Origin of the sequence: Clostridium sp. (assembly GCF_032576335.1) — a bacterium.
Lineage (GTDB): Bacteria > Bacillota > Clostridia > Oscillospirales > Acutalibacteraceae > Faecalispora.
Genome location: NZ_JAWFXC010000005.1, coordinates 280,314 through 305,407, shown reverse-complemented (window position 1 = coordinate 305,407; position 25,094 = coordinate 280,314). Strand labels below are relative to the sequence as shown.

Sequence of the window (25,094 nt, the reverse complement as noted above, 5' to 3'; positions counted from 1 at the left end):
GTATGCAACTAAATCAAATAATACTTGGCCCATTGTGTGCCAAAAACTGGTCAAACATCTTCCCACTGCGAACGAGAAAATCGCGAAAATATTCCGCCGCCGGAGGGATGTACCGGTTTTTGTTCCACATTAAGTAAATATCTCTTTGATACAGTTTATTGGCAATAGGAATAATACTCGTATTGTTCGGCGTACCACCCAATGGATACGGTACAATTGCTACTCCTCTGTTTGCCGCCACCAAGCCGTATACGATTACGTCCTGAGGTGTTTCCATGACAATATTCGGGTGAATATTGAGCTCGTGAAAAACTTGTTTGTTATAATGATGTAATTGTGACAACTCATCGAAATCTATGAAATTTTCTTGATCCAACTCTTTTAAATCCACACTTTTTTGCCGTGCCAAACGGTGACCCGACGGCACCAGCAAAACAAGCTGGTGAGTACCCAGGTGAACGTGTTCCACCTGCGGATTATCAATTTTGGTAGCTAAAAGCAAATCTACTTTACCTGCTAAAAGCTGTTCTTGAAGATTAAAAAAGCTTTCTTGACCAAGTTGAAAGCGCACATTCAACCGGTTCGTGTCGGACAAATAGCGCACGATCAAATTTGGAACAAATTGCGCTAAAGAAGGAAAACTGGCAATTGTAACGGTTCCGGAATTGGGATTAATATAATCCTTTAGTGTAGAAATCCCGTTTTCTAGCGTTTCAATTGTCTTTTGTACATAAGGGAGAAACAGTTCTCCGTATTTTGTCAATTTAATACTGCGACCTTTGCGAACGAAAAGCTTTACATTCAGCTCTTCCTCTAATTCCTGTATCGCATGACTTAAATTCGATTGACTTACATATAGTTTTTCCGCCGCCCGTGTATAGTGTTCTAATTCTGCGATTGTTCGAAAATAGTACAGCTGCCTAAGGTTCATAACGCACCTCCTTCACTTTTAAATGAACCACAGCATTGTTATAAAAACTATTATCGGGTATGGCGTTGAAATTGTCTACTTGTTTTATGTGCAACTGGTCCTAATTACAGAACCTATCACTTTCTATTACATGTGTGAAGAAGCCGTAAAATCAAAGTCCGGGCGGGTGCAGGCAGATATGCACCCGCTCGGCTACTCGTATACAATAATCAAAAATTTGCTTCTATTTACTCTTCTTGTGATGTGTTATTTAATAATTCCAAATAGCTGTAAGAATGCGACCACACCTAGTGAAACCATTGTCACACTGCTTAGCAAAGTAAGTGTGAACCAAAGAGGCTTTAAGCGGTACTCTTTGGGAAGACTCTTTTTCTCTGTCCAAAGCATTAACAAACCAACCAGACCAATTCCAAATACGCTGCCAATCACTGTTGCAATCTGGAGAAGGAAGGTATAAGTAATGTTGGTCCATGCCAGAAGGATACCACCAAACACACAGAAAATTGCTACACCAATACGTGTTTTGAACTTATTCTCTTCTTTTTGAATCGCTGGGAAAGTGGGAGAGAAGCAAGCACGGAACGTTGCAGGATAAACCTGTGTGCTCAGTGCAATAATTCCACCGAAGAATGCGCAGAAAATGGCGAGTTTGTAAAGGGATACCAGAGCAGGTGAAATTACGGCAAAGAAGTTCGCCTGATTTTGAATGATTTGGTCATTGGAAGGAACAATCTGCATTCCATTTGTCCCCAATACTACGCTACCCAAAACCATAAAGATCGTTCCAACTAGCCAAACGGCTGTGAAAGAGGATATGTTATCAATTTTAACCGCCTTCAGCCAACCTTTGGCGTCCGAAACCGTAGCTTCGTCACTGGGCAATGGAACTTCTTCTTTACCAGAGAGGTTTTTCAACGTTTGCTGAATTTCGGAAATGTTTTCGTTACCATACATTCCCCATTTTTTCTCGCTAACAGTACCAATATATCCAAGGTAATCTTGGCATCCACCGCCGAGAATTCCAACTGCGCTAACAATTTCAAGCAGAATCGGGCTGGAAAGTGCCTGCGGTGCTTTTTCCTGAACCCAATCAGGATACTGAGAAGGAACGGTTGGAATAAGACCCTGCGCCATTGCAATCCAGTCCGGTCTTGAACCGAAAACTGCCAAAAGCGCAAACACAACCAAAATTAAAATTATGACTGTGGATACCTTCTCAATCTTTTCATAATCAAAAAACACAAAGAGGAAAGCTACAATAGACCATAGCGTACCACACAGAACGGTATAAGTAGTGTCTATTCCAAAAGTCCAGCAGGACCATTGGCCAAGAACCTTTATAAAGCCGCTGATAGAGGATGGGATGGCAATAGCGGCAACAATGCCAAGGAAGATTGCCATCCAGTTTTTCGGACCAGGGATGATTTGCCCCCAACGTACCGTTGGATGAACACCAGTTAAAGTTGCGTATTTGGAGCCCGTGTACACAACACAGCCTTTCATAAATGCGCACACTACAAAGGTCCATAAAAGGGAAAAACCAAATAAGGCACCTTCACGGCTCGCGAAAAAGATTTCTCCATTGCCAATGGATGCTGAAGCAACCACAATACCAGGCCCAAGGTAGCGAAGTAAATCCTTGAATTTACCCTCTTTTAGTTTTGAGTCGGCCACGGGCATTTCTAAGGCAACCGATTTGACTTTAGATTCTGTCATTCTAATACTCCTTTTCATGTACTGAAATATGCCTATCCTACACAGGCTTAGAAGCGAACTAACAATTATAAAATTTGAGATTCATTTTAGTTTTTCAATGTCAGTTCGTTTCTAATATCGAATTAATATCTCCATACTAACGAAATAAAAAGAGGTTTATCATGTGCTTCTTTAAATGAGTTTAGAAATCACTTTTCTATCACTCAGATTACAAGCACACCTGTTACCCAAGCGGTAAATACTACAACCAGATTTGATACCACCATGATTGGCACTCCCATTTTAATAAACCCATCTACATCGTCAATTTGCAGCAGGTTGCACCCTACATAAGTGGCGGAGTTAAACGGTGTAACGCTAGTTGCAAGTGCAAGGTTGCAGAGGAAGGGAGCGATCACGTATAGAGCCGGAATGCCAAAACTTGCACCAATGCTGATAAAGAGCGGGTACATGGCATTAAACACTTGGAATGGTACAAAACGGATGATGACAACACACAACAGTAAGAAGATGATATGTACGTACTTTAATAAGAACGAAGGCACAACACCTACCATTAGTCTTGCTAAATCACTTATCATACTTACGCCGCCTTCAGGAGTTGCATTGAAAATGGCAATGTAAACCGAAATGGCAGACAGCATAATTATGACATTCAGAAACATAAACGCCGTTTTATTCCATATTTCTCCAAAATTGTTTGGGTAATTTGTCATCGCCATTATGACAGAAGCCATAATAAATACGAGATAACCCGGATACTGCAACACGGTAAGCGCTAGCATCGCAACAAGAAAAATCACCAGATTCAACCAGAACAATTGAGGTCTTGCGTTCGGCTTTTCTTCGTTATGCGTAATTACTGCTTCACCAGAATCACTTACCTGTATACCCAGTGAGCCATATTCTTTTTTGTGCTTGTAAGCAAAATAAATCCATTGCAAAATAATTGCAGGAATAAAGCAAATTCCCCAGGGGATGGCTGCCTTACTTAACTCCATTGGGTCAAGGTTTGAAGCCGCCGCTGTGTAGATAACACCGATTCCCCATGGCAAAAAGCCAACTGCACCACAAGCGGTTTGGCATAATATAAATGCCGCGCCTTTATTAAACTTAAATTTACGATATAACGGCAGCATCAAAGGGAAGCAAAGAAGATAAACCGTGCTGAAATTGGCAGTAAGGTAACCAATCATGCCAATGATCGTTGTCATAATCATGATAATGGCAACATTCATTTTTTTACCGAGAATGGAAATCAGTTTGTTGATGATAATATCAAACATTCCGCTTTCATTGACCATGAAGAAATAGATGTTACCAAACAACAGCAGAAAACCAGCTGACTGCATGATAGAACCAAGCTGTTTTAGAATAATCCCACCTAAATCTTTTACAGAAATGCCTAATAGTAAGCCGCACACTACTGGAATCACAAACAGTGCAAAATTCATAGGAACCTTTTTAGTAAGAATTGCTGCTAGAACCAAAACAATCATAATGAGTGCTAGTATGCCTGGAGACATGGATTCTTCCTCCTTCAATATTGCGTAATAGCTATGTTTTTTTCGTCTATCTAAATAAAAAATAAAAGCAGCAATAAGAATAATAGCACCTATTTTGTTTTTCAGGATAACATTAAGCCATTACGCTTTGCAGTAGCTCCGCAGCCAAATAATCTACTGTTGTTTGCAGCCTCTTTTCGTTTGCGGGTAAAGAAGTAAAACTATGATTTCCCTCTTCAACCAAGATTAGCTCTGCTTTATCTCCATACACATTTAAATACTTTTCAGAATTTTCCACAGGGCATATTTCATCTTTATCTCCGTGAATCAACAACACCTTTTTGTCATATCCGCCCGCCAGCTTATAAAAATCAAGGTTCACTGCATCGTCGTAAAAGCATCTGCCAAGTTTCATACCACCAATGTCAGCATACCCTTTTACAAAAATATCCGAAATATCAATGCCTTTTACGCGCATTTTCTTCACGTCATCAATTGAATTGGTTGCCGGGCAGCAAAGGCATAAGGTCTGAATTAGGTCTTTTTTACGGGCGGCTACTGCACTGGCAATTGCGCCGCCAAGACTGATGCCGAACAAACCAATACGACTGGTGTCAACTTCATCTAAGCTGGCAGCAAAATCTACAATTGCGCAACCATCTTCAATATGATTCGAAATTGTAACATCTACAAATTCCCCGTCACTCTCTCCGCACCCATAAAAATCAAATCGCAGGCTGGCAATATTGTTTTTAGCCAGCATTCTTGAGAGCCTCGTTAAGGAGTAATTCATTGCATTTCGGTCCCCACCAAAGCCATGCAAGATTATTGCAATTGGTGGTTTTTCGCTGGTGTTGTCTGGCATGTGAAACATTCCGCGCAGTGTATAGCCGTCCTTTACAAACTCGACATATTTTTCCATCATTCTTCCTCCTTTTATATAATGATTTAATGACTACCCTATGCTTATGTTACTTTTCTAATTCCGACAATTTTCGCTTCTAAAAAATGAAATTAATCTTAACTTCATAAATTATTTAAAAAATTCCCGCAAGTAGGAGTTATTGTGACTACCTGCTTACTGCCGCAACTAGGGGAACTTTTTTTTCGGAAGTGATGCGAATCAATTCCTGTCGCATAGCATCCACTGGTGCTTTTACTCCGCTCCAAAGTTCAATTTGTGCGATGCCTTGATACAAAGACATCCCTAAGCCGTTGAGAATTCGGCACCCTTTTTCTTCCGCATCGAGAAGGAACTGTGTTTTCTCCGGGTTATAGCACGCATCAAAATAAAATTGACTTAGCTGTATGTATTCTGTCGGCATAGGGCTGCAGCCCACACTGTCCCCCATACCTACTCCGCTGGCGTTCATCACAACATCACAAGCAGAAAGCTTGGAGAAATCTTCATGGTGAACAAATTCTGCAACCGGTGCAAAGTTCGAGTTAATGTCTGCCACCAATGCTTTCGCGCAAGGCTCAAATGAATCGGTTATATAAATCTTTCTGGCACCATGGTAGGCTAACACCGAGCACATCGCACGGCCGGCTCCACCGCCACCAAAACAATAAAAAACACTTTGGTCTACCTTTATACCGCCTTCCTGCGTTAAGGAGGTATAAAATCCAATACCATCTGTGTTATAGCCAATAAGCTTACCTTCTGGCGTTTTTACAACGGTGTTGCAGGCTCCCATTTTCTGGCACAGCGGGTCTAATTCATCCAAATAGCGCAACACACGAACTTTATTTGGTTTCGTAACGGCAAACCCTGCAAAATTCATATACCGCAAACCATTCACAATATCGCCCAAATGCTCTTTATCCGCTTCGGTATAGAAATAAACCATATTTAGTCCTGCCGCTTGATACCCTACATTCTGCATTTGAGCTGCAAAGGACTGTGAAAGCGGAGTGCCGATGAGTGTAACCATTTTCGTATCGATGTTAATATTCATTCTTGAAACCTCATTTCTACTATGTATTCCACAGTCACACGTTCGTAAACAGTGCTTTCGCTGTTTGCAGACAGCGTGCAGCGTGCCCTTGTACACCCAAGTTTAGAATTTGATTCGTATTTGGTAATTCAATTGAGCAAGGATTTTCTGGCAGTGCTTTCAGCAGCCCTTTTAAATTAACCTCTCCCTCACCACAATAAGCGCGGCCTTCCCGTACCACTTCCACAATCTTGGATTGTTCTGGATTTTTAGGGCAGTCGCAAAGGTGGATTAAACCAAAGCGTTCGGGATTGATTTTTTCAATGTCTTCTGGGGTTACCCCATCCCAATGAACATAAATCATATCCATTAGAATTTTTAGATTTGCTGCATTTACTTGATCTTGAATTGCTATCGTATCTTTTAATGTTGTTAAGCTGGATACAATTGGGAACTCCAAATTAATCGTCATCCCATATTGTGCCGCTTGCTCACAAATCTTGCCGTAGCAATCTACCGCATAAGAAAAATCCTTCGTCCAAACGCTGGACAAAATCTGTGTGGCGCCAAGTTCGGCACCCTTTTCAAATGCTCCACGGTAGTCCGTAGGTAAATCTTCTCTTACACGAACCAGTTCTATATCCAAAAGGCCAATATCGTAATCTTTTAATGCCTGCCGAATCTTTTGGTATAACTGGTTATCTTTTTCCAAGCAAACTTGTGGTTCGCTACAGAGCCCCATCGGGATTGTTCTCAAACTTACAAAATCATACCCTGTAGCTTTTGCGACTTTAATTTGTTCCACGGGTTCAATACCCGGTATTGTAAGATAAGCAAGTGAAAACTGTACAGCCATTTATGAACCCCCTTCATTACGTCACGGTAATATATCTAAGTTTCCTATCATCTGTAATAGATTTTATATGCAAATCACTTATAAAGTCTAATGCTTAATATCTATTGAATCAGAAATATATTTCATAGTTCACAGCTCTTGACTTCTTTAGTTTTTGTTGAATTTTAATAACAAACGAACATACATACATACAAATTCAATAGTAAATCAATGCTATTTTATAAATTTATAGATAATTTATCATTTATAAATGTGCCTGTTTTTCATGATTGGCTTAAAGCTATTAATCCCTTCTATCATTTCATACAAATAATGTATTGGATTCTTCTGCTTGATTTCGATTAAGATAATGGAGGAAACTCTTTCAATTGATTTCAAACGTAATCACTTTCTTTTGAAATTAAGGGAAACAAATAATTAGGAGGTAGTAAAACATGATGAATTTACCTTCCTCTATTTCTTTGTGTGAGGTTGGACTGCGGGACGGTCTGCAAAATGAAAAAACAATTCTTACAATGGAAGAAAAACTGGAACTGCTCCGTGGGTTAGTCGACGCGGGGTTTAAAGTGATTGAGGTTGGCTCTTTTATGCACCCAAAAGCAGTGCCCCAAATGGCGGATACCGACGAACTGTATAAAGCCATAGGCACAGTACCCGGCGTGGAACTACGGGCTTTAATCCCCAATTTAAGAGGTGTACAGCGTGCCGTTTCATGTGGGTGTAAAAAGGTAAAGCTAAACGTTTCTGCTAGTCGGCAGCACAATTTAAAAAATCTCAATATGTTGCCGCAAGAGAGTGTGGCTGGGTTTGCTCCCTGTGTACAAGCCGCCAAGGAAAATGGAATTGAAATTTCAGGCTCCATCTCTATGCCTTTTGCATCTCCTTGGGAGGGGCGCATTCCTTTAGAGGATGTAGATGCAATTATTAAGGCATACTTAGCGGTTGGTATTACTGAAATTTCGTTGTCAGACACCTCTGGAATGGCTGTACCTAATCAGGTATATAACATGTGTTCATATGTAAAAGAGAAATACCCGCAACTTAGCTGGTGGCTTCACTTTCATAACACACGCGGCCTTGCTATGGCGAATATACTTGCGGCAATGGAAGCCGGTATGATCCAATTCGACAGCTCGTTCGGTGGTTTGGGTGGTTGTCCCTTTGTACCGGGAGCGGCCGGCAATATTTCGACTGAAGATGTGATTCATATGTGCGATGAATCTGGAATTTCCACCGGAATCGATATTGTTAAGGTAATAGAACTCTCACGAAAACTTCAACAGCTATTAAAGCACGATACAGACAGCTACATTCTGCGTGCTGGTCGTTCCAGTGACCTTCTCCAGTCTCAGGCGAATTAAAATACGCATTCCTTTACTTACCTATAAGTTTCACTTCCAATATAATCACTCATATGTGGATGTCGCTAAATAGCTAATGATAGTTATTAGCGGCATCTTCCCCATTCCCGTTAAAAAGAGGGTGCAGATCCACACAAGTGGATCTGCACCCTCTTTTTAACGTATCGGCTATACTGCATTAATCATTCCACTTACAACTAATCTCTTTTTTGCGCATAAAAATATAATTCTAGTAATTGTATGCTTGACATACAATATTAAATTTAATAAACTAGTAACAAAGTTAGATATAGCTAACATCAAACTAATAGATATTGCTTTTTATTCTAAAGGAATATGAATGGGAGAGATAAAACATGAATCACGCTTCTGAACCAGGCTATTTGCGGTATTATACCATGCTGGAGCAATACCAGCAGACTCAAATTCTATTTACTGCATTGCGGTTAAACCTTTTTACTCACATGAGTGATTGGATAAGTGCGCAGCAAATCGCCGCTAAAACTGGTTACAATGAATCTACATTAAAACATTTCTTATTGTCACTTAGTGCGCTAGGATTTTTAGAGGGAGATGGAGATTCCTACCGTAATACTTCCGATTCTCAAGATTTTTTTAGTAAAGACTCTCCCCATTTTATTGGAGAAACCTTACTGTTTCGGGAAAAAATGACCTCACTGGAACATTTAGACCAATTCATTACCGGGGAAATAAAACGCACTTCCAGCTATGATTTTGCAAAGCTGGCTCAGGTAACAGCACCTGAAATGTATGCAACCGGACGTGTAAATTCATTTTTAGAAGAAGTAAAACAATTATTTCCTGACCAGACAACTCCTGCAAAGGTACTTGATTTGGGCGGAGGCTCTGGAATTTTGGCTATGGAATTTGCAAAACTGTTCCCTAACAGCACCGCAGTCGTATTTGAGCACCCTGCTGTAGCGGTGGCGAGTAGAGAGATACTTCAAGAGCACAATGCGCCCGAAAACGTATCTGTAATAGAAGGGGATTTTAAACAAGATTCTTTTGGCGGCCCATACGATTTGCTGATTGCTTCCGGCGTATTGGATTTTGCAGCAGATAATCTATCGCAATTTCTCCAAAAAACAGCAGATGCTCTTTCTCCAAATGGCTATTTATTGATAATCGGGCAGCTTTCAAATAATCAGGAGCAGCCACCTCAGCGATTAGTTAGCTGGTTAACAGGCCGCCTCAATGGATTACAACTTGCACCTTCCGGTTCTGATGTTGAAAGCACACTAAAAAAAGCAGGGGTAATCAGGCTACGGGAAGTCAGTGCCGGAAGATTCCGAGGACTACTATACCAAAAGGGGAAATCCTGCAATGAATGAGCTACCAAATGAGATTGTTCAATCTTTCATAAACCTTACAGAAAAAATAGCAAACAGTAAAACCAATGTTTTAAACTTTGGCAGTGAGGATATGACTTTTTACCGCGGCGAAATTCATATCATACAAATGATCGGTGATTCCCCAGGCACTTTTAGCTCTGAAATCGCAAGGAAGTTTGGCATTACGAGAGCAGTAGTGCATAAAACACTTTTAAAGCTCGAGGAAGGCAAGCTTGTGCTTAAACAGCCGGATGATACCGACAAAAAGCGAGTACGCCTATTTCTATCAGAAAAGGGTATACAAGCTTATCACCTTCACCGAGAATACCATAATACACATGATAAAGCACTGTTCGAATATATCGACAATTTAGACCAAGCTCAATTAGAGGCAATTAACGGTTTTCTAATCCGTGCAAATCTATTGATTGAAAACCATGCATAGCGCATATTTAGGCAACAAATACATTCATATTTTACTAATACCCCTTCAAATTTAATTGTTATAAAAGCACAGGCTAGCCTTTGATAGAGCACAAGGCTAGCCTGTGTTTTTATGTTTATATCCCATGAAAAGTAGTGCAAAAACAGATCGTTTTCTTCTTCACATGCTTGTATAAAAGAACATAGTATATTTCATGTACCGACACCTGTGTAAAGGAGGCGATCTTTTGGTAACCTTAAGCTATCTTCACATTTTATACATTACACTATTATTCGTTATGCTCTGTCTCATGGCCTTTCGCAAAAGCATTGTACTACCTTGCATCGCTGGTATACTCATTGTAGGCAGCTTTGCAACCCAAAGTGTAATTGGCGGTGTACAATCACTGTTTCACTCTTTAGTCTGGACGGGCAAGGAGTTCTGGAGCATTATTGCTGTAATATCGATCGTAGTAGCAATGTCCAAATCCCTTTCCGCACTCGGAGCAGATTCCTTAATGGTTCGCCCGTTTGTCCGATACATGAAAAACAGGAGCGTCACCTTTCTTCTGCTCGGTTTTGCCATGTTTGCTGTTTCTATCTGTTTGTGGCCTTCGCCGGCAGTCGCTCTTGTAGGGGCTGTTATCCTACCTCTTGCGCTTGAAACGGGCATACCCGTTGTATGGGCTGCTGTGGCGATGAATCTATTCGGTCACGGTATGGCACTATCGGGAGATTTTTTCATACAGGGTGCACCAACCATAACTGCGAAAGCGGCAGATACAACCGTAGGTGCTTTAATTCAAGAAAGCTTTGTACTTTGGGCTGTGATGGCCGTTGTTACCGCCACAATAGCTTTTATTATGTTCCGGCGTGATATTCGAAATCTCCCACCGGTAACAGTCGATCGTTCTGCTATTCAAGTAGAAAAAGCAAAACCTGCGGCAGTGGTAATTGCTATCGCTACCCCTTCTATGTTTTTGTTAGACGTTGTACTCATGCTAATTTTTAAATTGCAGGGCAGCGATGCCACAGCACTCGTAGGTGGAACCGCACTTGTTATATTGGTTGCAGCCACTTGCCTGAACGGTGGTATTATAAACGCATTCGAAAAAGTCATAGACCACTTAAAAGAGGGCTTTGGCTTTGGTATTGATATATTTACTCCTGTCATCTTCATCGCAGGTTTCTTCTTTCTCGGTGGGGAAGACTGTGCAAAAGATGTACTGGGAGCTCAAACCGGCATTATGAACGACATTGGTCTCTATCTTGCTCAAAACGCTCCTATGTCTCGTATACCCGTTGTACTTGCGGAAGCACTTGCAGGATTTGTAACGGGGCTTGATGGCTCCGGATTCTCCGGCTTACCCATTGTTGGTACAACAGCGGCTACTTTTGCGCAGGCATTGCCTGTAAACAAAGAAATGCTTGCTGCTCTTGGTCAAATTGTCACTATTTGGGTGGACGGCGGTACACTCATACCGTGGGCGGTAATTCCCGTTGCGGCTATTTGCGGTGTACGTCCTGAAGAATTGGTTCAAAAAAATCTCATTCCTGTGTTTTCTGGCCTCGCTGCTACCATTATCGTTGCCTGCTTCCTTGTATAATAGTATGATATGTTTAATCAAAAAAGCCACCGATACATCGGTGGCTTTTTTCTATTAAGAAATGATTGTAATAAAGGAATCGATTCGACGCAAGTTAGTTACCGTGCTGTTTTTATGCGATGGATCCCCTATTCCATTTCATCAACGGCAGTCTGACCAGCAATTCGTCCGAACGTAAAAATATCCGTTAACGCATTTCCGCCAAGGCGGTTACCAGCATGAATCCCACCAGCAACTTCGCCAGCGGCATAAAGATGTTTAATCGGCTGGTCATTTTCGTCTAATACTCGAGCTTTGGTATCGATTTTAAGCCCACCCATAGTATGATGAACGGCCGGCTTTCTAGGGGTCGCATAGAACGGAGCCTTCTCCACTTTTAAGCTAAACGTATCCTTATGGAACTCCGGGTCAAAGCCTTTCTCAACATATGAATTGTATTTCTCTACGGTGTCTTTCAGGGTTGCAGGATCCATACCGACTTTAACTGCCAGTTCTTCAATGGTATCCGCTCTGAACAAGGTACCTGCTTCTACCTGACGGTCTATTTTTTCCTGACTTGTATTTGCCGCTGTTTTCTTGATTTCATCATCAGCGATTAAATAGAACAAACCGCCCTGATCAATTGCAGCCTTTGTTAAAACATCACGTCCAGAAAACTCATTAATAAATCGCTTTCCCTCTCGATTGACGATTACAAAGTTCTCAGGCGGTACCTGAAGTCCACTAAACAACTCGCCGGTTTCCGGGTCAGAAACGGGCATCATTTGAGTAAATCCCATGCCAACCAATGCTGCTCCTACTGTTTTACCAAGCACAATTCCATCACCTGTCATGGCGTAGGAATTGGTGGTTCTTATATTGTCATCAATATTACTCCAGTACGTGTTGTATTCTTTTAACATCTTAGTATTGGCACCAAAACCGCCACTCGCAAGAACCACAGATTTCGCATGAATCGTAATTTTCTGACCATTCACACCCGTTGCTATGACTCCTTTAATTTCACCGTTCTCTAGGATAAAATTCTTGACAGGGCTGTCGGTAATAATCTGACCGGAATGCTCTTCAACATATTTCGTAAGAGAAAGAATAAATGCAGTACCATAGCTTTTCACGGGTTTATGACCGCGGCGCCAAAGTGCACCAACCGGAGCGAAAACGATACTTTTATCGAACTCAACACCTATCTTCTCCAACCAATTTACGCTTTCTAAGGCTCTATCCGTCAGAATCTTTACCAGGTCATACTGACCATAGATGGTGTTCCCATTTAAGTCTGTTCGTTTGCCTCCAAAATAGGTCTGCATTCTGTGTAGGAGAGGCGAATCGAATAAATGACCCTTTTGAGCGCCAAACTTTTTTTGGTAGGCAGCAAATTCATCTTTCAGTGCGCGGAAGTCCTCCAGATATTCTGCATGAATCTCGCTCTCACCTATATCAAGCAACGCCTCAATCGTGTGTCTTTCTCCGGGATTCTCATCAAATTTGCTCTGCCACTCTGGGTCTGCGGCATTCACAGGACCGCCGGAACGAATGGTATTTCCACCCACTGCCGGATATTTTTCAAGAACAATTACACTAGAACCATTCTGTAACGCGGTGGCAGCTGCACTTAAGCCAGCACCGCCTCCGCCTACAACGACTATATCGCAAGTGTATTCTTCGTCTTTTCTAATACGGCTACTGGCAGGCTTCGGACGTCTTTTAAGAATATCAGGGTTCACGCCGGCAAGCTTCACTGCTTTGGCGACACCATCGATGACTGCATTGCTGGTTTCCGAAGCACCGGAGAGAGCATCCACATTTAAAGTCTGACCCTCCAATATTTTATCTGGTATTCTTACAAAAACCACATCGGCAATGCCTTCTGTTTCGCCCTCGGTATCTATCTTTATACTTTCGATTCTCTTCTCGCTAAACGATACTTTCATTGGAAGACTGCCGCTGTGACCGATTGCATTTACCTCATATTCACCCGGTTCAAAAGAAAATTCCTCTTCCTCATTCAGCTGATTTGCAAGTTTAGCAAAACGCATGAACCGCAGGAAGCATATTTCCAGAAAATCTATCGTTCCCTCATTGTTTAGATTTCCTGCTTCATCGAACGCCTGATTGGCACTGCTAAGTAAGAACTCATAACCCGGCATTACATTGGCGTCCACACCCGGTGCATCCAGAATCTGACGAAGATGCAGCTGTGCGCGAGAGGAACCCTGCGTGCCAAGGGAGGCACCAACAATCATAACCGGTTTACCGGCAAATGGATGAAGATCAAAGCTTAACCATTCAATCAGGCTTTTCAGACCGGATGGGATGGAATGGTTATATTCTGGAGTAGCTATAATCACACCATCACTTGCAGTAATCTTATCATTGAACAGCTGCAATACGTCACCGTAAGACTGATTATCAGACTGATTAAACATAGGAACATCTGTAATCTCAAGTATTTCAATCTCTGCCTTTGAATCAAATTTCTTTTTCATAAACTGAAGGAGTTTACGATTATAAGATTTTTTTGCATTTGTTCCAACAATCGCTATAAATTTCATAAATATTAGTCCTCCTTCTCTTGCCAAGCATATTTTTTAACTTTTTTATTCTGAACTTTTTCTTCCAGAAGCTTAGATGTGATATTGGTAAACAGAACAAATTCTCTGAAGGTTTCATCCAGCTCTGAAACCTTTTCCGAGTAAATAAGATTACCAGAATTATCGAATGCACTTTGTGATTTTTCTAAAAGAAACTCACTGCTTGGCATAATTCTAGCAGCAATCTCAGGAGAATCCAGAATTTGCCTAAGGTGCGCCTGTGCTCTGGAGGAACCTAGAATACCATAGGATGCTCCCACGATTAAAACCGGCTTATCCGTAAGTGCCTGACTGGTGTAACTAATCCATTCAAGAGCACTTTTTAATACTGCGGGTATCGCATGGTCGTATTCTGGGGTTGCTATGATGACTCCATCCGCTTTCAAAATTAGATTCGATAACTCTGCAACCTTTTCAGGAACCTCTGAATCTTCCGGTTCCATAAAGGCGGGTAAATCCTTAATTTCAAATAACTCGATCTCTGCCTCCTCTGAAAAATGCCTTTGCATAAATTGAAGCAGCATACGATTCGTTGACACATCTGAATTCGTGCCTACGATAGCTAAATATCTCATAGTAATCCCCTTCCTATTGATTAATTTCTCACAGTTGTCACAATATTTTTGATATTATTTTAACACGTAATATCTATTTTATCTAATAGTAATTTATTGAACTTCCATTACAGATTTGTTATAATCAGAAAAAACGAAACGTAATAAGCTTTTCTAAAGGATGGAATGAAATGTCTAAAATCGGTTCTCAGGAAATTTTATATTACATTGATGCTATTTTAAAATACAGCAATTATAGCAAAGCTGCGAAATCACTTTATATTTCTCAGCCATATTTAACGCAGATTATTAAAAGAGTCGAAAGTGAATTGGACTGCGAACTGATTACTCGTAATAAACTCCCTTATCGTTTAACGGAGCAAGGCAAGCTCTATTACCAGTATTTGACTTCCTTAGAAAACAACTATTCAAAGCTGCTAAAAAACCTATCTGATCTTTCTCATAGTGATACGGTTATAAAGATCGGTGTACTCCCTAGCCTTGGCACCTACCTTTTACCACTTTTTATACCGCAGTTTCTTGGCAGGCACCCAAACTGCAGAATTGAATTGACTGAGGTTTTGCCAGAGAAAAGCGAGAAACTCATTCAAAATAATGAACTGGACTTCTGGCTAGGACAAAACTCAAGAAACATTTCGCCATACTTAAGCTCGGTTAGCTGGGGAAGGCACCAGTATTGGGCTGTAATACCGCGCTGCTGCGATCTCTACCAGAAAGATGTCGCTATGATTCCTGAATCTACAATTGATATAAGTAAAATCTTATGTCAAAGATTGGTGCTCACATCGAAGGGTTCTGCAATAAGAAGACAGATTGACCATCTGCTTAATGTGTATAAGGTAGAGCCCAATATTATAATCGAAAGCACTGAAATCTATACTGCGCTTAATTTGGCCACCAATAATTTAGGCCTGACGATTATCCCCGAAAGTATCTATGTTAAGGAATGCCCGTCGGATTACAATATCTACCCCATTCCCATAGATGAACTGAGCTTAGATTATTTTATCGCATATCCCAGTGAAAGAACCCTATCCGATATTGATAATGACCTCATCCATACCTTCTTATCTCACGGGCAGAACCATACCGATATAGGAGATTTCAATGACTGAATTTACAAAGATCATTCATCTTATGGGAACAAAAATCACTCTTTATATCAAGGGAACAAATGCGGAAGAACTGGCGCAAAAAGCAGAAGACATGCTGGTTCATTACAATAAAATCTTTAGTGCCAACAGCGATCACTCACAGCTAGCCATTCTTAAAAAAATGGCTGCAATCGCTCCGCACAAGGTAGAGGATGAGCTGTACAACCTGATTAAAATAGGGAAGAAACATAGTTTATGTGAAAATTCTTATTTAAATATCGCAATAGGTCCCTTAATCAAGCTATGGAGCATTGGATTTAAAGAGGCACATGTGCCAGAGAAAGAAGCAATTGAAAACACATTGGAGCTTTTAAAACCAGAAAATATTCAGCTGGATGACGATAAAAAAACGATCTATCTTTCAAAAAAAGGAATGGAGATTGACCTTGGAGCCATAGCCAAAGGGTATTTCGCGGACAAAGTGATGGAGTTTTTTAAGAAACAGGGAGCTACCTCCGCTATGGTAGATATGGGTGGAAATGTTCTCGTTTTTGGAGAATCACCATCCGAAGGCGGCAACTGGAAAGTTGGAATACAAAATCCATTCTTACCAAGAGGAAATGCGGTAGCACTTGTCAAAATCAGAAATCAATCTGTTGTCACCTCGGGAATATATGAAAGAGTTCTTGCAAAAGGAGATCGGAAATACCACCATATATTCAATAGCAAAACAGGCTACCCAATTGAAAGCAACATTGCTTCTTTCACTGTAATTGCGGACAGCTCACTGGACTGCGATATTTATACCACTAAACTATTTGGATTGGATGCAACCTCAATCATTCAGAAAGTGAATAAAATGAAAGAAATGGGTGCTATTGTAATTACTGTGGATGGCAAATTAGCTTATACCGATAATCTCATCGGAAAAATAGCTCATCTGACTCACGGGTAATAAGCATGTAAGAAAGCCAGCATCGAAAGACGCTGGCTTTCTTATTTCTTTTTTCCCTGCCTGGATGAGACCCAAACGGCTCACATTGCTGCCACCAATGCCCTATTTCTGCGATGCCAACGTTGCACACTTTTGCGTTTCCGGTGACTATTATTTTAATATCGTTCACCGTTGCATTATAAAACAGTTCCATTTTTCTTATATTTTTATCTTCGTCTTTATCACTGAACAGTAACAACTCTTCCCTGTTAGCAATAATCGTAACAGAGCCCTTATATTCTTCGCCGTCAGGAATACCGCATTTGGCATAGATCCATGGATTATTCTAGACATAAACGAAGTGAGTGGAACCGCATCAATCACTGATGAATTGGTACCCTTTACCGTGCAAGGCGAAAAATAAACTCCTACTTTTAATTTGTTTAGCAGCAGAGGTGGTACAAGTAAGGAGTAACTATTCTATGTTGATTTTCAACAGGCCTTAAATCTGTTATATCTTAGATTTCTTGTTTGTTAAGAATAAAGTTGGAATGAATAATACAAAGCTATTGTGCGACTGCCCTTGTTCATGAAAAAAGCCACAGGGTATTAACCCTATGACTTTTCATCATTATTTATATATTTGTTTGTTCTGTTATATATATCCGACCAATTTAAATAGAAAAAAAGCCACAAGGCATTATCCTTGTGGCTTTTTCTAATGGTGGAGAATAGCGGGATCGAACCGCTGACCTCCTGCATGCCATGCAGGCGCTCTCCCAGCTGAGCTAATCCCCCATAGGCTGCTCTGCAAAAAACACTGTTTTTCGCTGAACTGCCTGACTATAATATCATGATATACCCAAAAATGCAAGTACTTTTTCAAAAATAATGTCTTTTTATGTATTCTTGATTATATCTAGGCTATATTAAAATTTACAAGAACAACTCCGGCTCAGCCCGACGAGTAAAGCCTTCTTCCAATTCATGCTGGTGATATAGATACCCTTCATCCGTATAGTACTTGGCACCTTGGGGGCATTTCTTAATACAAGCACCGCATTTAATACAGATGCCAGTAAATACGCTAACATCCTCAAAAGAAATTGAGCCCATCGGACATACCTGTGCACAAACCTTACAATCATTGCAAGCTGTACTGGTTTGAGGCTTCACTTTTCGAATATCTACCGGGGTGCCTTTTCTGTCTCTCGGCTGATAATACCCTCGATATGGGTACGCAACTCCCTCTACCTCAATGAGAGGCAACTCTTCTTTAGCAAGCAGTTTTTCAGCAATACGATGCCCAAAGTCCACTGCCAACGAATAATCTTGCGCGTCCGGTCTTCCGGCAGCCAACACACGAGAAAAAGAATGCTCACCAATAAAAGCGGCGGCTGCAATGGGATAAAAGCCTGCTTTATGTAACAAATCGCGAAGTTCAATCAAGGCATCATCATAATTACGGTTGCCATATAGCACCACTGGAACAGCCATGGCTTGATTCCCCTGCAACGTGTCCAAAAATTTTAATAGAACATTTGGCACTCGTCCTGCGTATACTGGAGTCCCGAAAATCACCAAATCGTCTTTTTCAAATACCAGGGGACACTCCCGGTCTTTGGGTAGGGTAAAATCTTCACAGCTTACAGGCAAGCCTAATTTCTCCCCCACTGCCTGCGCTATTTTCTTTACTGTTTTTTCTGTCGTACCCGTGGCACTAAAAAACACTGCCTTTATTTTTTTAACCTCACACATTTTCCTCGCTCCTTTTTATGTAAATTTTATCTTCCACACTCTCACGCCCATTATACCATATTTAATAATTGTGTTTTACCGAACTGTAAATTTTATATATTAAAAGCTTAATAAAATAATTATATCATACCATTTTAACTTTCTGCTTTTACCATTCGAATTAACTAATCTGTTTTTTGTAACTATTTTATTATTCTTTTCCAGTTCTAATTATTGAGTGATGAATAAGCCTATAAATTTCGGGGTAAAATTTTATACATACTATCTAAATAGTGAAAAGGAGGTTTTTGAATGGGTATACTTGCTTGGGTAATTATTGGTGCTTTAGCCGGTTGGATTGCAAGTAAATTTATGGATACAGATGCCTCAATGGGTGCATTTGCTAACATCGTAGTAGGTATTGTTGGCGCCATGATTGGCGGATTTATAATGAACATGCTCGGTGGAGTTGGAATTACCGGATTTAACCTGTGGAGCCTACTTGTCTCTGTCATTGGTTCCGTTATTCTATTGTGGATTTTAAGAATGTTCAAAAACCGTTAACACACAAGTAAAAACTTTGAATAAAGAGCAAGTAAGGAGCAAACGGAGGAATTCCGGATGCTCCTTACTTGTTTTATCTTAGCTTAATTTGTTAGTGAAACTCAAGTTTTTTATACATCATTCTAAATAATTAAGCTTCATTTTCTATGATAGAAGATTGGTTTTTATGCCAAATCATGGTAAGATAGAATTATTATTTTACTTATATTTTAGATTCATTATAGGAGGTATTAACATGTTTTCTGAACTGTTGAGGAAAAACCCGACTCTCTCCCTGTACCCAGTTACGCATGAATCTTTTTGTCAATATGGGCAAATTATTACTGAATACGATTTTTCTCCCTGGCTTCAAACAATGGAGGGAATCGCAGTTCCCGATTCCGGTAACGTCTATGTAGCGGATGAACCGAAGCTTTCACACACACCGTTGGCTGACTCTGTACAAGAAAGATTAAACGGCTCTATGCCAATTCAAGTTGGTTATTGCAATGGTAACGGCAGCCAGTTAAACGCATTGGAGTACCATAAAACACCGGAATTAAATCTTGCTGTAACCGATCTTGTTCTATTACTTGCAGATATACGTGATATTGAAAATAATACACTCAACACTGCTTCGGTAAAGGGTTATTATCTACCCGCAGGAACTGCATGTGAGCTCTATGGAACAACACTTCACTTTGCTCCCTGCAAGGTAAACGATGAAGGCTTTCAGTGCGTAGTGGTATTACCCAAAGGAATCAACCAACCCCTTGATCACCTGCCCGCAAACGCAGAAGGAGAAGAAAAACTGCTGTGGATGCAGGGAAAATGGCTTATCGCTCACCCAGAAAGTGAATTGGCTAAAAAAGGAGCGTTTGCCGGCTTAACCGGAGTGAATCTCTCAGTTCAATATTAAAAACTTTGTATTATTTTACATTTAGATTTTTTTTAAATCAGAGTTGAAAAACTATAACGTTATAGTTATCCATATAAAAACAAAGTGATAATAAGCGTCTAAAATAACAAAGAGAAGCCAGTGGCTTCTCTTTGTTATTTTGCATTTGAATGTACCGATCTGATAAAACTATAATCTCACACCTAATATCTAACAGCATGGTAACGCAACCAACGAGGCTATTATTAGGTAATCATTACATATACAAAGGCCGGTAATAGATATGCAGATATAATATCGTAAACTCCATGTGCAATAATGAGAGGAGTGATGCTCTTTCTCTTCGAAACAAAAAAATAGGTACATAGAATGATTGTATTCAATGTTATATTGAAGGCTTCACCAAACACAAAGCGAACTGGAGGCCAGTGAATCATATAGAAAATGATACCGTTTAAAAGAATTACAATTATTTTATGATTAGTAATCTCCAAGGATTTGTGTAGAATAAATCCACGCACCATAAGCTCTTCAGTAAATCCCACGCAAAAAATACAGTAAAGAGACATTATACCAATATGTATCCAATTGGGTGGTGATGCAAACATCTTGTAATCCATACCCATCAAAATCAGAGGAATTTGTTGAACAATAAACATTAATATTCCTATAAGAATACCAAATACAATTTCTTTTAAAGTTATACCTTTGAGTCCGATACTGCTCAACGGTCTCTTTTCTATTTTGACAACGTAGAAAAGAATTATGGAAGCGACTAAAAGATAAAATACAACTCCGGTCCATAATCCATCAATCTTTAATACTTGCCCCACCCAATTATTAGAAACACTCAGAAGCAAAACTATAAAATAGCAAGCTATTATTTCGATTCCTGCCCTCATTCTTGAGCTGTTTGAATCAGTCATATTCTTTTTTTATACCTCCTTTATTGTTTTCGATTATTATATTACCATATTATTCCTACCTCTGCCATGCTTGTTATTCTCCTCCCCTCTATTGAAAGGAAAAACGCTCGGTGTTTTATAGACTTAGCAATAGCAGAAGATCAATTGAACTATTATTTAAGTGTTTAACGGTTTACCCTTTTTATTCAATCTCTTGTTTATATTACGGGCGCTTTGCTACATAAAAATGCCGCCCTGGCACAATAGTGCCGGGGCGGTCAATTGTACTATAGAATTAGAACAAGCCGGAGATACGGCCGTTTTCATCTACATCAATGTTCTCAGAAGAGGGCTTCTTCGGCAAGCCGGGCATGGTCATTACATCGCCGGTAAGAGCAACGATAAAGCCTGCACCAGCGGAAACCTTTAGGTTTCTAACAATAATCTCAAAGCCTTCGGGAGCGCCCAGAGATTTTGCATCGTCAGTAAAGCTGTACTGCGTTTTTGCCATGCAAATCGGCAGGTTGCCAAAGCCAAGCTGCTCAAGCTGCTCTGCCTGCTTTGCAGCAGGTCCGGTCAGCACTGCACGGCTGCCGTGGTATACCTTCTGTACGATTGCATTGAGCTTATCTTTAATCGAAATATCAGCATCGTAAACATAGCTGAAGTTGTTGGGCTGCTCGCAAAGGCGAACCACTTCTTCTGCCAGCTCAACTGCACCAGCGCCACCCTTAGCCCATACTTCACTGAGAGCAACCTCAACACCTAGCTCTTTGCACTTGGTGCGAATCAGCTCTAGCTCAGCTTCGGTATCAGTGGGGAAACGGTTGATGGCAACTACGCAGGGCAGGCCATATACCTTAGTAACGTTTTCAACATGGCGAAGCAGGTTGGGCATACCATTCTCAAGAGCTACGAGGTTCTCGTTGTTCAGGTCAGCCTTAGCAACGCCACCGTGATGCTTCAGTGCACGAGCAGTTGCAACAATAACAACTGCACTGGGAGCAATACCAGCCATACGGCATTTAATATCGAGGAACTTCTCAGCGCCCAAGTCAGCACCGAAGCCTGCCTCAGTAACTGCGTACTCGCTGAGCTTCATTGCCATACGGGTAGCCATGAGAGAGTTGCAGCCATGAGCAATGTTCGCGAAGGGACCACCGTGGATAAAGGCAGGAGTGCCTTCCAGAGTCTGTACCAAGTTCGGCTTAACAGCATCCTTCAGCAGTGCGCACATTGCACCCTGTGCCTTAAGCTGGCCGGCGGTAACGGGCTCATTGTCATAGTTATAGCCAATAATCATTTTGCCAAGTCTATCTTTCATATCTGTAATGGAAGAAGAGAGGCACAGAACAGCCATAATCTCAGAAGCAACGGTGATGTCGTAGCTGTCTTCACGAGTAAAGCCGTTGGTGCGCGGGCCAAGGCCATTAATAATGCTGCGCAGCTGGCGGTCATTCATATCTACAACGCGCTTCCAAGTAATACGCTTGGGGTCAATGCGCAGCTCGTTGCCCTGGTAAATGTGGTTGTCAATCAAAGCAGCCATCAGGTTGTTTGCAGCGCCAATTGCGTGAAAATCGCCTGTAAAGTGCAGGTTGATGTCCTCCATAGGAACAACCTGAGCATATCCGCCGCCTGCCGCGCCGCCCTTAACACCGAAAACCGGGCCGAGGGAAGGCTCACGCAGAGCAACAATTGCCTTTTTGCCAATGCGGCGAAGGCCATCTGTAAGGCCAACGCTTGTAGTGGTTTTACCCTCACCAGCGGGGGTGGGGTTAATTGCGGTTACAAGAATCAACTTACCGTTCGGTTTGTCAGCCAAATCACTGAGAAGCTTATAATCTACCTTTGCCTTACCGCGACCATACACCTCTAAGTATTTCTCATCGACGCCTGCGGTTTTTGCAATTTCACGAATGTCTTTTGCTTCGTACTGCTGTGCAATTTCAATATCAGATAAAAAGCCCATTGTTATAATTCCTCCTGATTCTTAGTTAATTCGGCCACCGAACGCCTTCCTGCCCGCCACTCGCGACCCACCCAGTGTTCGAAACCAGTCTTTATTCCAAAATACCACACCGCTTACCACGTTACAATAAGCAAATTACCGTAAAGCGTCCAATTTGACGATTATAAGACGTAAAACCCCATCATTAACAGACGCTAAAGAGAGCAAATAACCAGCTGGAATGCAGCTTAAGCGATAAATCAGTGTGTTTGGCACCAATTGTTTGGTGCAGAACCCTTGCGTCGAAAACAAAAGAGTACTGCATTTATTTACTGCGCGAATAGGACGGAAAATAAATCCTTCCGGTTTGCTTAAAATAAAAAGATACCTAAATTTGAACTATTCAATGAATGAATCACAATTCAAAAGACACCTGCGCTACCATTATGCGTACAGCAGTATTTCCCACTCCTCGAATTTTTACTCGCAATGCTACATCTTCACCTGCAATTTCTACCCGTGCAGCATCAAACGAAGAAAGAGAGACGCTTTTTTCTTCTACCGATATATTAGCATCCCCTTGAATACACCAGCACAACCATATATTACGTGCACCTGCAGTATTTTCACAGCATATCTCAGCCGACTGCCCAGCACCAACAATGAGTGCATAGGAATTCCCGCAGCATACACCCTTACGTGTCATTAGGTTGTAGTCTATTACTTTCCCTTCGCTGCGAGTGTTCCACGCGCCGTCAAATGCGTCACATTCCAAGGCATGTAAAACCACCGGTATTTCATTTTCATTATAATATAGTTTTAGTTCCCCCTCAATGGGTGCGATAATACGCTCGTAATCCGGCAAAGAAGTAAAAACAGATTCCTCCAACTCCACAGTGGCAGAGCTTAAGCGAAAATGAAAATCACGGTCCGCATACAATGCTCCGGGCGGGTCAATAATAATTTGGGTCGTTTTTCCACCTGACCAATCACTTACAATATAGTCTTTCGATTTAATTTTTTCTAGTTTAGTCATATAAACTCACTCTCCTTCTAAAAAGCGCTTCAAATAAAGACGGTTTTCTTACACTATATCCGCTCTCTCGTCTAATAAACGTCATAAAGAGGTATACACCTCTTAAAAAAACGATTTGGGTGGTTGCACTTGCCGAAATCTTCTATTATGATTGTCATATAGCAGATTCCGCTGCCGGATTCCCGTTTTCAGCGCGGATACATCCAAACATAAAAATTCAAAATAAGAAACGGAGCCGATCATTATGATGAACAAAATTTTGGAATGTGTACCAAACTTCAGCGAAGGACGCGACCTGGATAAGGTTGAGAAAATCGTCTCCTCATTCCGCGGTAAAGAAAATGTTAAGCTGCTTGATTACAGCACCGATAAAGACCATAACCGCTGCGTTGTCACTGTAGTTGGCGAACCTGAAGCCCTGCGTGATGCAGTGATCGAGGCCATTGGCGTTGCCACCGAGCTAATCGACATGACCAAGCACGAGGGCCAACACCCCCGCATGGGCGCAACCGACGTTGTTCCCTTCATCCCTGTTCGCAACTGCACAGTTGACGAAGCAAGCGAAATTGCCAAACAGGTTGGCGCTGCAATTGCTGAGAAATTCGGCGTACCGAACTTCTTATATGAAAAGACTGCTTCTGCTCCCCACCGTGAAAACCTCTCCGAGATCCGCAAGGGCCAGTTCGAAGGAATGGCTGAGAAATTGAAGGATCCCAAATGGACTCCCGACTTTGGCCCTGCACAGATTCACCCCACCGCTGGTGTAACTGCTGTTGGCGCTCGTATGCCTCTAGTTGCTTTTAACATTAACCTCGACACCCCAAACCTTGAAATTGCTAACCAGATCGCTCGTAAGGTGCGCTTCATTGGCGGCGGTTTCCGTTATGTTAAGGCTATGGGCGTTATGCTCGAAGACCGCAACATCGCTCAGGTATCTATGAACCTGACTGACTACACCAAATCTGCTGTATACCGTGTATTTGAGACCGTTAAAATGGAAGCTCGCCGTTACGGTGTAAATGTGGTTGGCAGTGAAGTAATCGGTCTTGTTCCCATGGCTGCTCTGGTTGACTGCGCTGAGTATTACCTGCAGATTGAAAACTTTAACATGGAGCAGGTTCTTGAAACCCGCCTGTAAGCAA

Annotated in this window: 21 protein-coding genes and 1 tRNA gene; 9 read left to right on the top strand and 13 right to left on the bottom strand. The window is 41.3% G+C overall.

The window, feature by feature from the left end:
• Positions 1 to 13: 13 nt before the first annotated feature.
• From E7L17_RS08095 to E7L17_RS08070, 6 genes are all read right to left on the bottom strand, one after another.
• Positions 14 to 931, bottom strand: a complete 918-nt coding sequence (locus E7L17_RS08095; protein WP_316322749.1) for a LysR family transcriptional regulator — start codon at positions 929 to 931, stop codon at positions 14 to 16.
• A gap of 246 nt (positions 932 to 1,177) precedes the next feature.
• Positions 1,178 to 2,647, bottom strand: coding sequence for an Nramp family divalent metal transporter (locus E7L17_RS08090; protein WP_316322748.1), 1,470 nt, complete (start codon positions 2,645 to 2,647; stop codon positions 1,178 to 1,180).
• Between the two features lie 203 nt (positions 2,648 to 2,850).
• Positions 2,851 to 4,173 (bottom strand): SLC13 family permease, encoded by a 1,323-nt coding sequence (locus tag E7L17_RS08085; RefSeq protein WP_316322747.1) that lies wholly within the window; start codon positions 4,171 to 4,173, stop codon positions 2,851 to 2,853.
• A gap of 112 nt (positions 4,174 to 4,285) precedes the next feature.
• A complete protein-coding gene (locus tag E7L17_RS08080; RefSeq protein ID WP_316322746.1) occupies positions 4,286 to 5,077 on the bottom strand; it encodes an alpha/beta hydrolase in 792 nt (263 codons plus the stop codon).
• Positions 5,078 to 5,222: 145 nt separating this feature from the next.
• On the bottom strand, positions 5,223 to 6,110 hold the full coding sequence (locus E7L17_RS08075; RefSeq protein ID WP_316322745.1) for a shikimate dehydrogenase: 888 nt from the start codon (positions 6,108 to 6,110) through the stop codon (positions 5,223 to 5,225).
• 34 nt (positions 6,111 to 6,144) lie between these two features.
• A complete protein-coding gene (locus tag E7L17_RS08070) occupies positions 6,145 to 6,945 on the bottom strand; it encodes a sugar phosphate isomerase/epimerase family protein (protein ID WP_316322744.1) in 801 nt (266 codons plus the stop codon).
• A gap of 434 nt (positions 6,946 to 7,379) precedes the next feature.
• Between E7L17_RS08070 and E7L17_RS08065 the strand changes: the two genes are divergently transcribed.
• The 4 genes from E7L17_RS08065 to E7L17_RS08050 all read left to right on the top strand — a co-directional run bounded on the left by E7L17_RS08065 (position 7,380) and on the right by E7L17_RS08050 (position 11,688).
• The gene (locus E7L17_RS08065) at positions 7,380 to 8,306 is read left to right on the top strand and encodes a hydroxymethylglutaryl-CoA lyase (protein ID WP_410470654.1); all 927 of its coding nucleotides are present in this window, start codon (positions 7,380 to 7,382) and stop codon (positions 8,304 to 8,306) included.
• Positions 8,307 to 8,662: 356 nt separating this feature from the next.
• Positions 8,663 to 9,658 (top strand): methyltransferase, encoded by a 996-nt coding sequence (locus E7L17_RS08060; protein ID WP_316322743.1) that lies wholly within the window; start codon positions 8,663 to 8,665, stop codon positions 9,656 to 9,658.
• The gene (locus E7L17_RS08055) at positions 9,651 to 10,103 is read left to right on the top strand and encodes a MarR family winged helix-turn-helix transcriptional regulator (RefSeq protein ID WP_316322742.1); all 453 of its coding nucleotides are present in this window, start codon (positions 9,651 to 9,653) and stop codon (positions 10,101 to 10,103) included. Before E7L17_RS08060 ends, E7L17_RS08055 begins: the two co-directional genes overlap by 8 nt.
• 226 nt (positions 10,104 to 10,329) lie before the next feature.
• The gene (locus E7L17_RS08050; RefSeq protein ID WP_316322741.1) at positions 10,330 to 11,688 is read left to right on the top strand and encodes a hypothetical protein; all 1,359 of its coding nucleotides are present in this window, start codon (positions 10,330 to 10,332) and stop codon (positions 11,686 to 11,688) included.
• 128 nt (positions 11,689 to 11,816) lie between these two features.
• Here E7L17_RS08050 and E7L17_RS08045 read toward each other — a convergent pair whose 3' ends face one another.
• Positions 11,817 to 14,240, bottom strand: coding sequence for a flavocytochrome c (locus E7L17_RS08045; protein ID WP_316322740.1), 2,424 nt, complete (start codon positions 14,238 to 14,240; stop codon positions 11,817 to 11,819).
• A gap of 5 nt (positions 14,241 to 14,245) precedes the next feature.
• Positions 14,246 to 14,854 (bottom strand): NADPH-dependent FMN reductase, encoded by a 609-nt coding sequence (locus E7L17_RS08040; protein ID WP_316322739.1) that lies wholly within the window; start codon positions 14,852 to 14,854, stop codon positions 14,246 to 14,248.
• A gap of 170 nt (positions 14,855 to 15,024) precedes the next feature.
• Between E7L17_RS08040 and E7L17_RS08035 the strand changes: the two genes are divergently transcribed.
• Together E7L17_RS08035 and E7L17_RS08030 are read left to right on the top strand one after the other, a co-directional pair.
• Entirely contained in the window at positions 15,025 to 15,969 is a 945-nt protein-coding gene (locus tag E7L17_RS08035) for a LysR family transcriptional regulator (RefSeq protein ID WP_316322738.1), read from the top strand.
• Entirely contained in the window at positions 15,962 to 16,903 is a 942-nt protein-coding gene (locus E7L17_RS08030; protein ID WP_316322737.1) for an FAD:protein FMN transferase, read from the top strand. Before E7L17_RS08035 ends, E7L17_RS08030 begins: the two co-directional genes overlap by 8 nt.
• Positions 16,904 to 17,604: 701 nt before the next feature.
• Here the strand turns inward: E7L17_RS08030 and E7L17_RS08025 are convergent.
• Both E7L17_RS08025 and E7L17_RS08020 read right to left on the bottom strand, forming a co-directional pair.
• Positions 17,605 to 17,680 (bottom strand) — tRNA-Ala (locus E7L17_RS08025).
• Positions 17,681 to 17,818: 138 nt separating this feature from the next.
• The gene (locus E7L17_RS08020; protein WP_316322736.1) at positions 17,819 to 18,640 is read right to left on the bottom strand and encodes an EFR1 family ferrodoxin; all 822 of its coding nucleotides are present in this window, start codon (positions 18,638 to 18,640) and stop codon (positions 17,819 to 17,821) included.
• A gap of 291 nt (positions 18,641 to 18,931) precedes the next feature.
• Here E7L17_RS08020 and E7L17_RS08015 point away from each other — a divergent pair, with 291 nt between their 5' ends.
• Together E7L17_RS08015 and E7L17_RS08010 are read left to right on the top strand one after the other, a co-directional pair.
• Positions 18,932 to 19,183, top strand: coding sequence for a GlsB/YeaQ/YmgE family stress response membrane protein (locus E7L17_RS08015; RefSeq protein WP_316322735.1), 252 nt, complete (start codon positions 18,932 to 18,934; stop codon positions 19,181 to 19,183).
• A 235-nt stretch (positions 19,184 to 19,418) separates the two neighbouring features.
• Complete coding sequence (locus tag E7L17_RS08010) at positions 19,419 to 20,081, top strand: DUF4867 family protein (protein WP_316322734.1); 663 nt, start codon at positions 19,419 to 19,421, stop codon at positions 20,079 to 20,081.
• Positions 20,082 to 20,305: 224 nt separating this feature from the next.
• Here the strand turns inward: E7L17_RS08010 and E7L17_RS08005 are convergent, their stop codons facing one another.
• From E7L17_RS08005 to E7L17_RS07995, 3 genes are all read right to left on the bottom strand, one after another.
• Complete coding sequence (locus E7L17_RS08005) at positions 20,306 to 20,986, bottom strand: CPBP family intramembrane glutamic endopeptidase (RefSeq protein WP_316322733.1); 681 nt, start codon at positions 20,984 to 20,986, stop codon at positions 20,306 to 20,308.
• Positions 20,987 to 21,260: 274 nt separating this feature from the next.
• On the bottom strand, positions 21,261 to 22,937 hold the full coding sequence (locus E7L17_RS08000) for a formate--tetrahydrofolate ligase (protein WP_316322732.1): 1,677 nt from the start codon (positions 22,935 to 22,937) through the stop codon (positions 21,261 to 21,263).
• Between the two features lie 394 nt (positions 22,938 to 23,331).
• Positions 23,332 to 23,952: a HutD family protein gene (locus tag E7L17_RS07995; RefSeq protein ID WP_316322731.1), complete on the bottom strand. Its 621-nt coding sequence runs from the start codon at positions 23,950 to 23,952 to the stop codon at positions 23,332 to 23,334.
• 244 nt (positions 23,953 to 24,196) lie between these two features.
• Between E7L17_RS07995 and ftcD the strand changes: the two genes are divergently transcribed.
• On the top strand, positions 24,197 to 25,090 hold the full coding sequence (gene ftcD, locus E7L17_RS07990; protein ID WP_316322730.1) for a glutamate formimidoyltransferase: 894 nt from the start codon (positions 24,197 to 24,199) through the stop codon (positions 25,088 to 25,090).
• Positions 25,091 to 25,094: the final 4 nt, after the last annotated feature.

Excerpts from the sequence above, each read along its gene's own strand:
- E7L17_RS08060 (WP_316322743.1), top strand. The coding sequence starts at position 8,663 with ATGAATCACGCTTCTGAACCAGGCTATTTGCGGTATTATACCATGCTG.
- ftcD (WP_316322730.1), top strand. The coding sequence starts at position 24,197 with ATGATGAACAAAATTTTGGAATGTGTACCAAACTTCAGCGAAGGACGC.
- E7L17_RS08090 (WP_316322748.1), bottom strand. The coding sequence starts at position 2,647 with ATGACAGAATCTAAAGTCAAATCGGTTGCCTTAGAAATGCCCGTGGCC.
- E7L17_RS08070 (WP_316322744.1), bottom strand. The coding sequence starts at position 6,945 with ATGGCTGTACAGTTTTCACTTGCTTATCTTACAATACCGGGTATTGAA.
- E7L17_RS08015 (WP_316322735.1), top strand. The coding sequence starts at position 18,932 with ATGGGTATACTTGCTTGGGTAATTATTGGTGCTTTAGCCGGTTGGATT.
- E7L17_RS08010 (WP_316322734.1), top strand. The coding sequence starts at position 19,419 with ATGTTTTCTGAACTGTTGAGGAAAAACCCGACTCTCTCCCTGTACCCA.
- E7L17_RS08040 (WP_316322739.1), bottom strand. The coding sequence starts at position 14,854 with ATGAGATATTTAGCTATCGTAGGCACGAATTCAGATGTGTCAACGAAT.
- E7L17_RS08045 (WP_316322740.1), bottom strand. The coding sequence starts at position 14,240 with ATGAAATTTATAGCGATTGTTGGAACAAATGCAAAAAAATCTTATAAT.
- E7L17_RS08055 (WP_316322742.1), top strand. The coding sequence starts at position 9,651 with ATGAATGAGCTACCAAATGAGATTGTTCAATCTTTCATAAACCTTACA.
- E7L17_RS08075 (WP_316322745.1), bottom strand. The coding sequence starts at position 6,110 with ATGAATATTAACATCGATACGAAAATGGTTACACTCATCGGCACTCCG.
- E7L17_RS07995 (WP_316322731.1), bottom strand. The coding sequence starts at position 23,952 with ATGACTAAACTAGAAAAAATTAAATCGAAAGACTATATTGTAAGTGAT.
- E7L17_RS08000 (WP_316322732.1), bottom strand. The coding sequence starts at position 22,937 with ATGGGCTTTTTATCTGATATTGAAATTGCACAGCAGTACGAAGCAAAA.
- E7L17_RS08095 (WP_316322749.1), bottom strand. The coding sequence starts at position 931 with ATGAACCTTAGGCAGCTGTACTATTTTCGAACAATCGCAGAATTAGAA.
- E7L17_RS08020 (WP_316322736.1), bottom strand. The coding sequence starts at position 18,640 with ATGTGTGAGGTTAAAAAAATAAAGGCAGTGTTTTTTAGTGCCACGGGT.
- E7L17_RS08005 (WP_316322733.1), bottom strand. The coding sequence starts at position 20,986 with ATGACTGATTCAAACAGCTCAAGAATGAGGGCAGGAATCGAAATAATA.
- E7L17_RS08030 (WP_316322737.1), top strand. The coding sequence starts at position 15,962 with ATGACTGAATTTACAAAGATCATTCATCTTATGGGAACAAAAATCACT.
- E7L17_RS08065 (WP_410470654.1), top strand. The coding sequence starts at position 7,380 with ATGATGAATTTACCTTCCTCTATTTCTTTGTGTGAGGTTGGACTGCGG.
- E7L17_RS08080 (WP_316322746.1), bottom strand. The coding sequence starts at position 5,077 with ATGATGGAAAAATATGTCGAGTTTGTAAAGGACGGCTATACACTGCGC.
- E7L17_RS08085 (WP_316322747.1), bottom strand. The coding sequence starts at position 4,173 with ATGTCTCCAGGCATACTAGCACTCATTATGATTGTTTTGGTTCTAGCA.
- E7L17_RS08035 (WP_316322738.1), top strand. The coding sequence starts at position 15,025 with ATGTCTAAAATCGGTTCTCAGGAAATTTTATATTACATTGATGCTATT.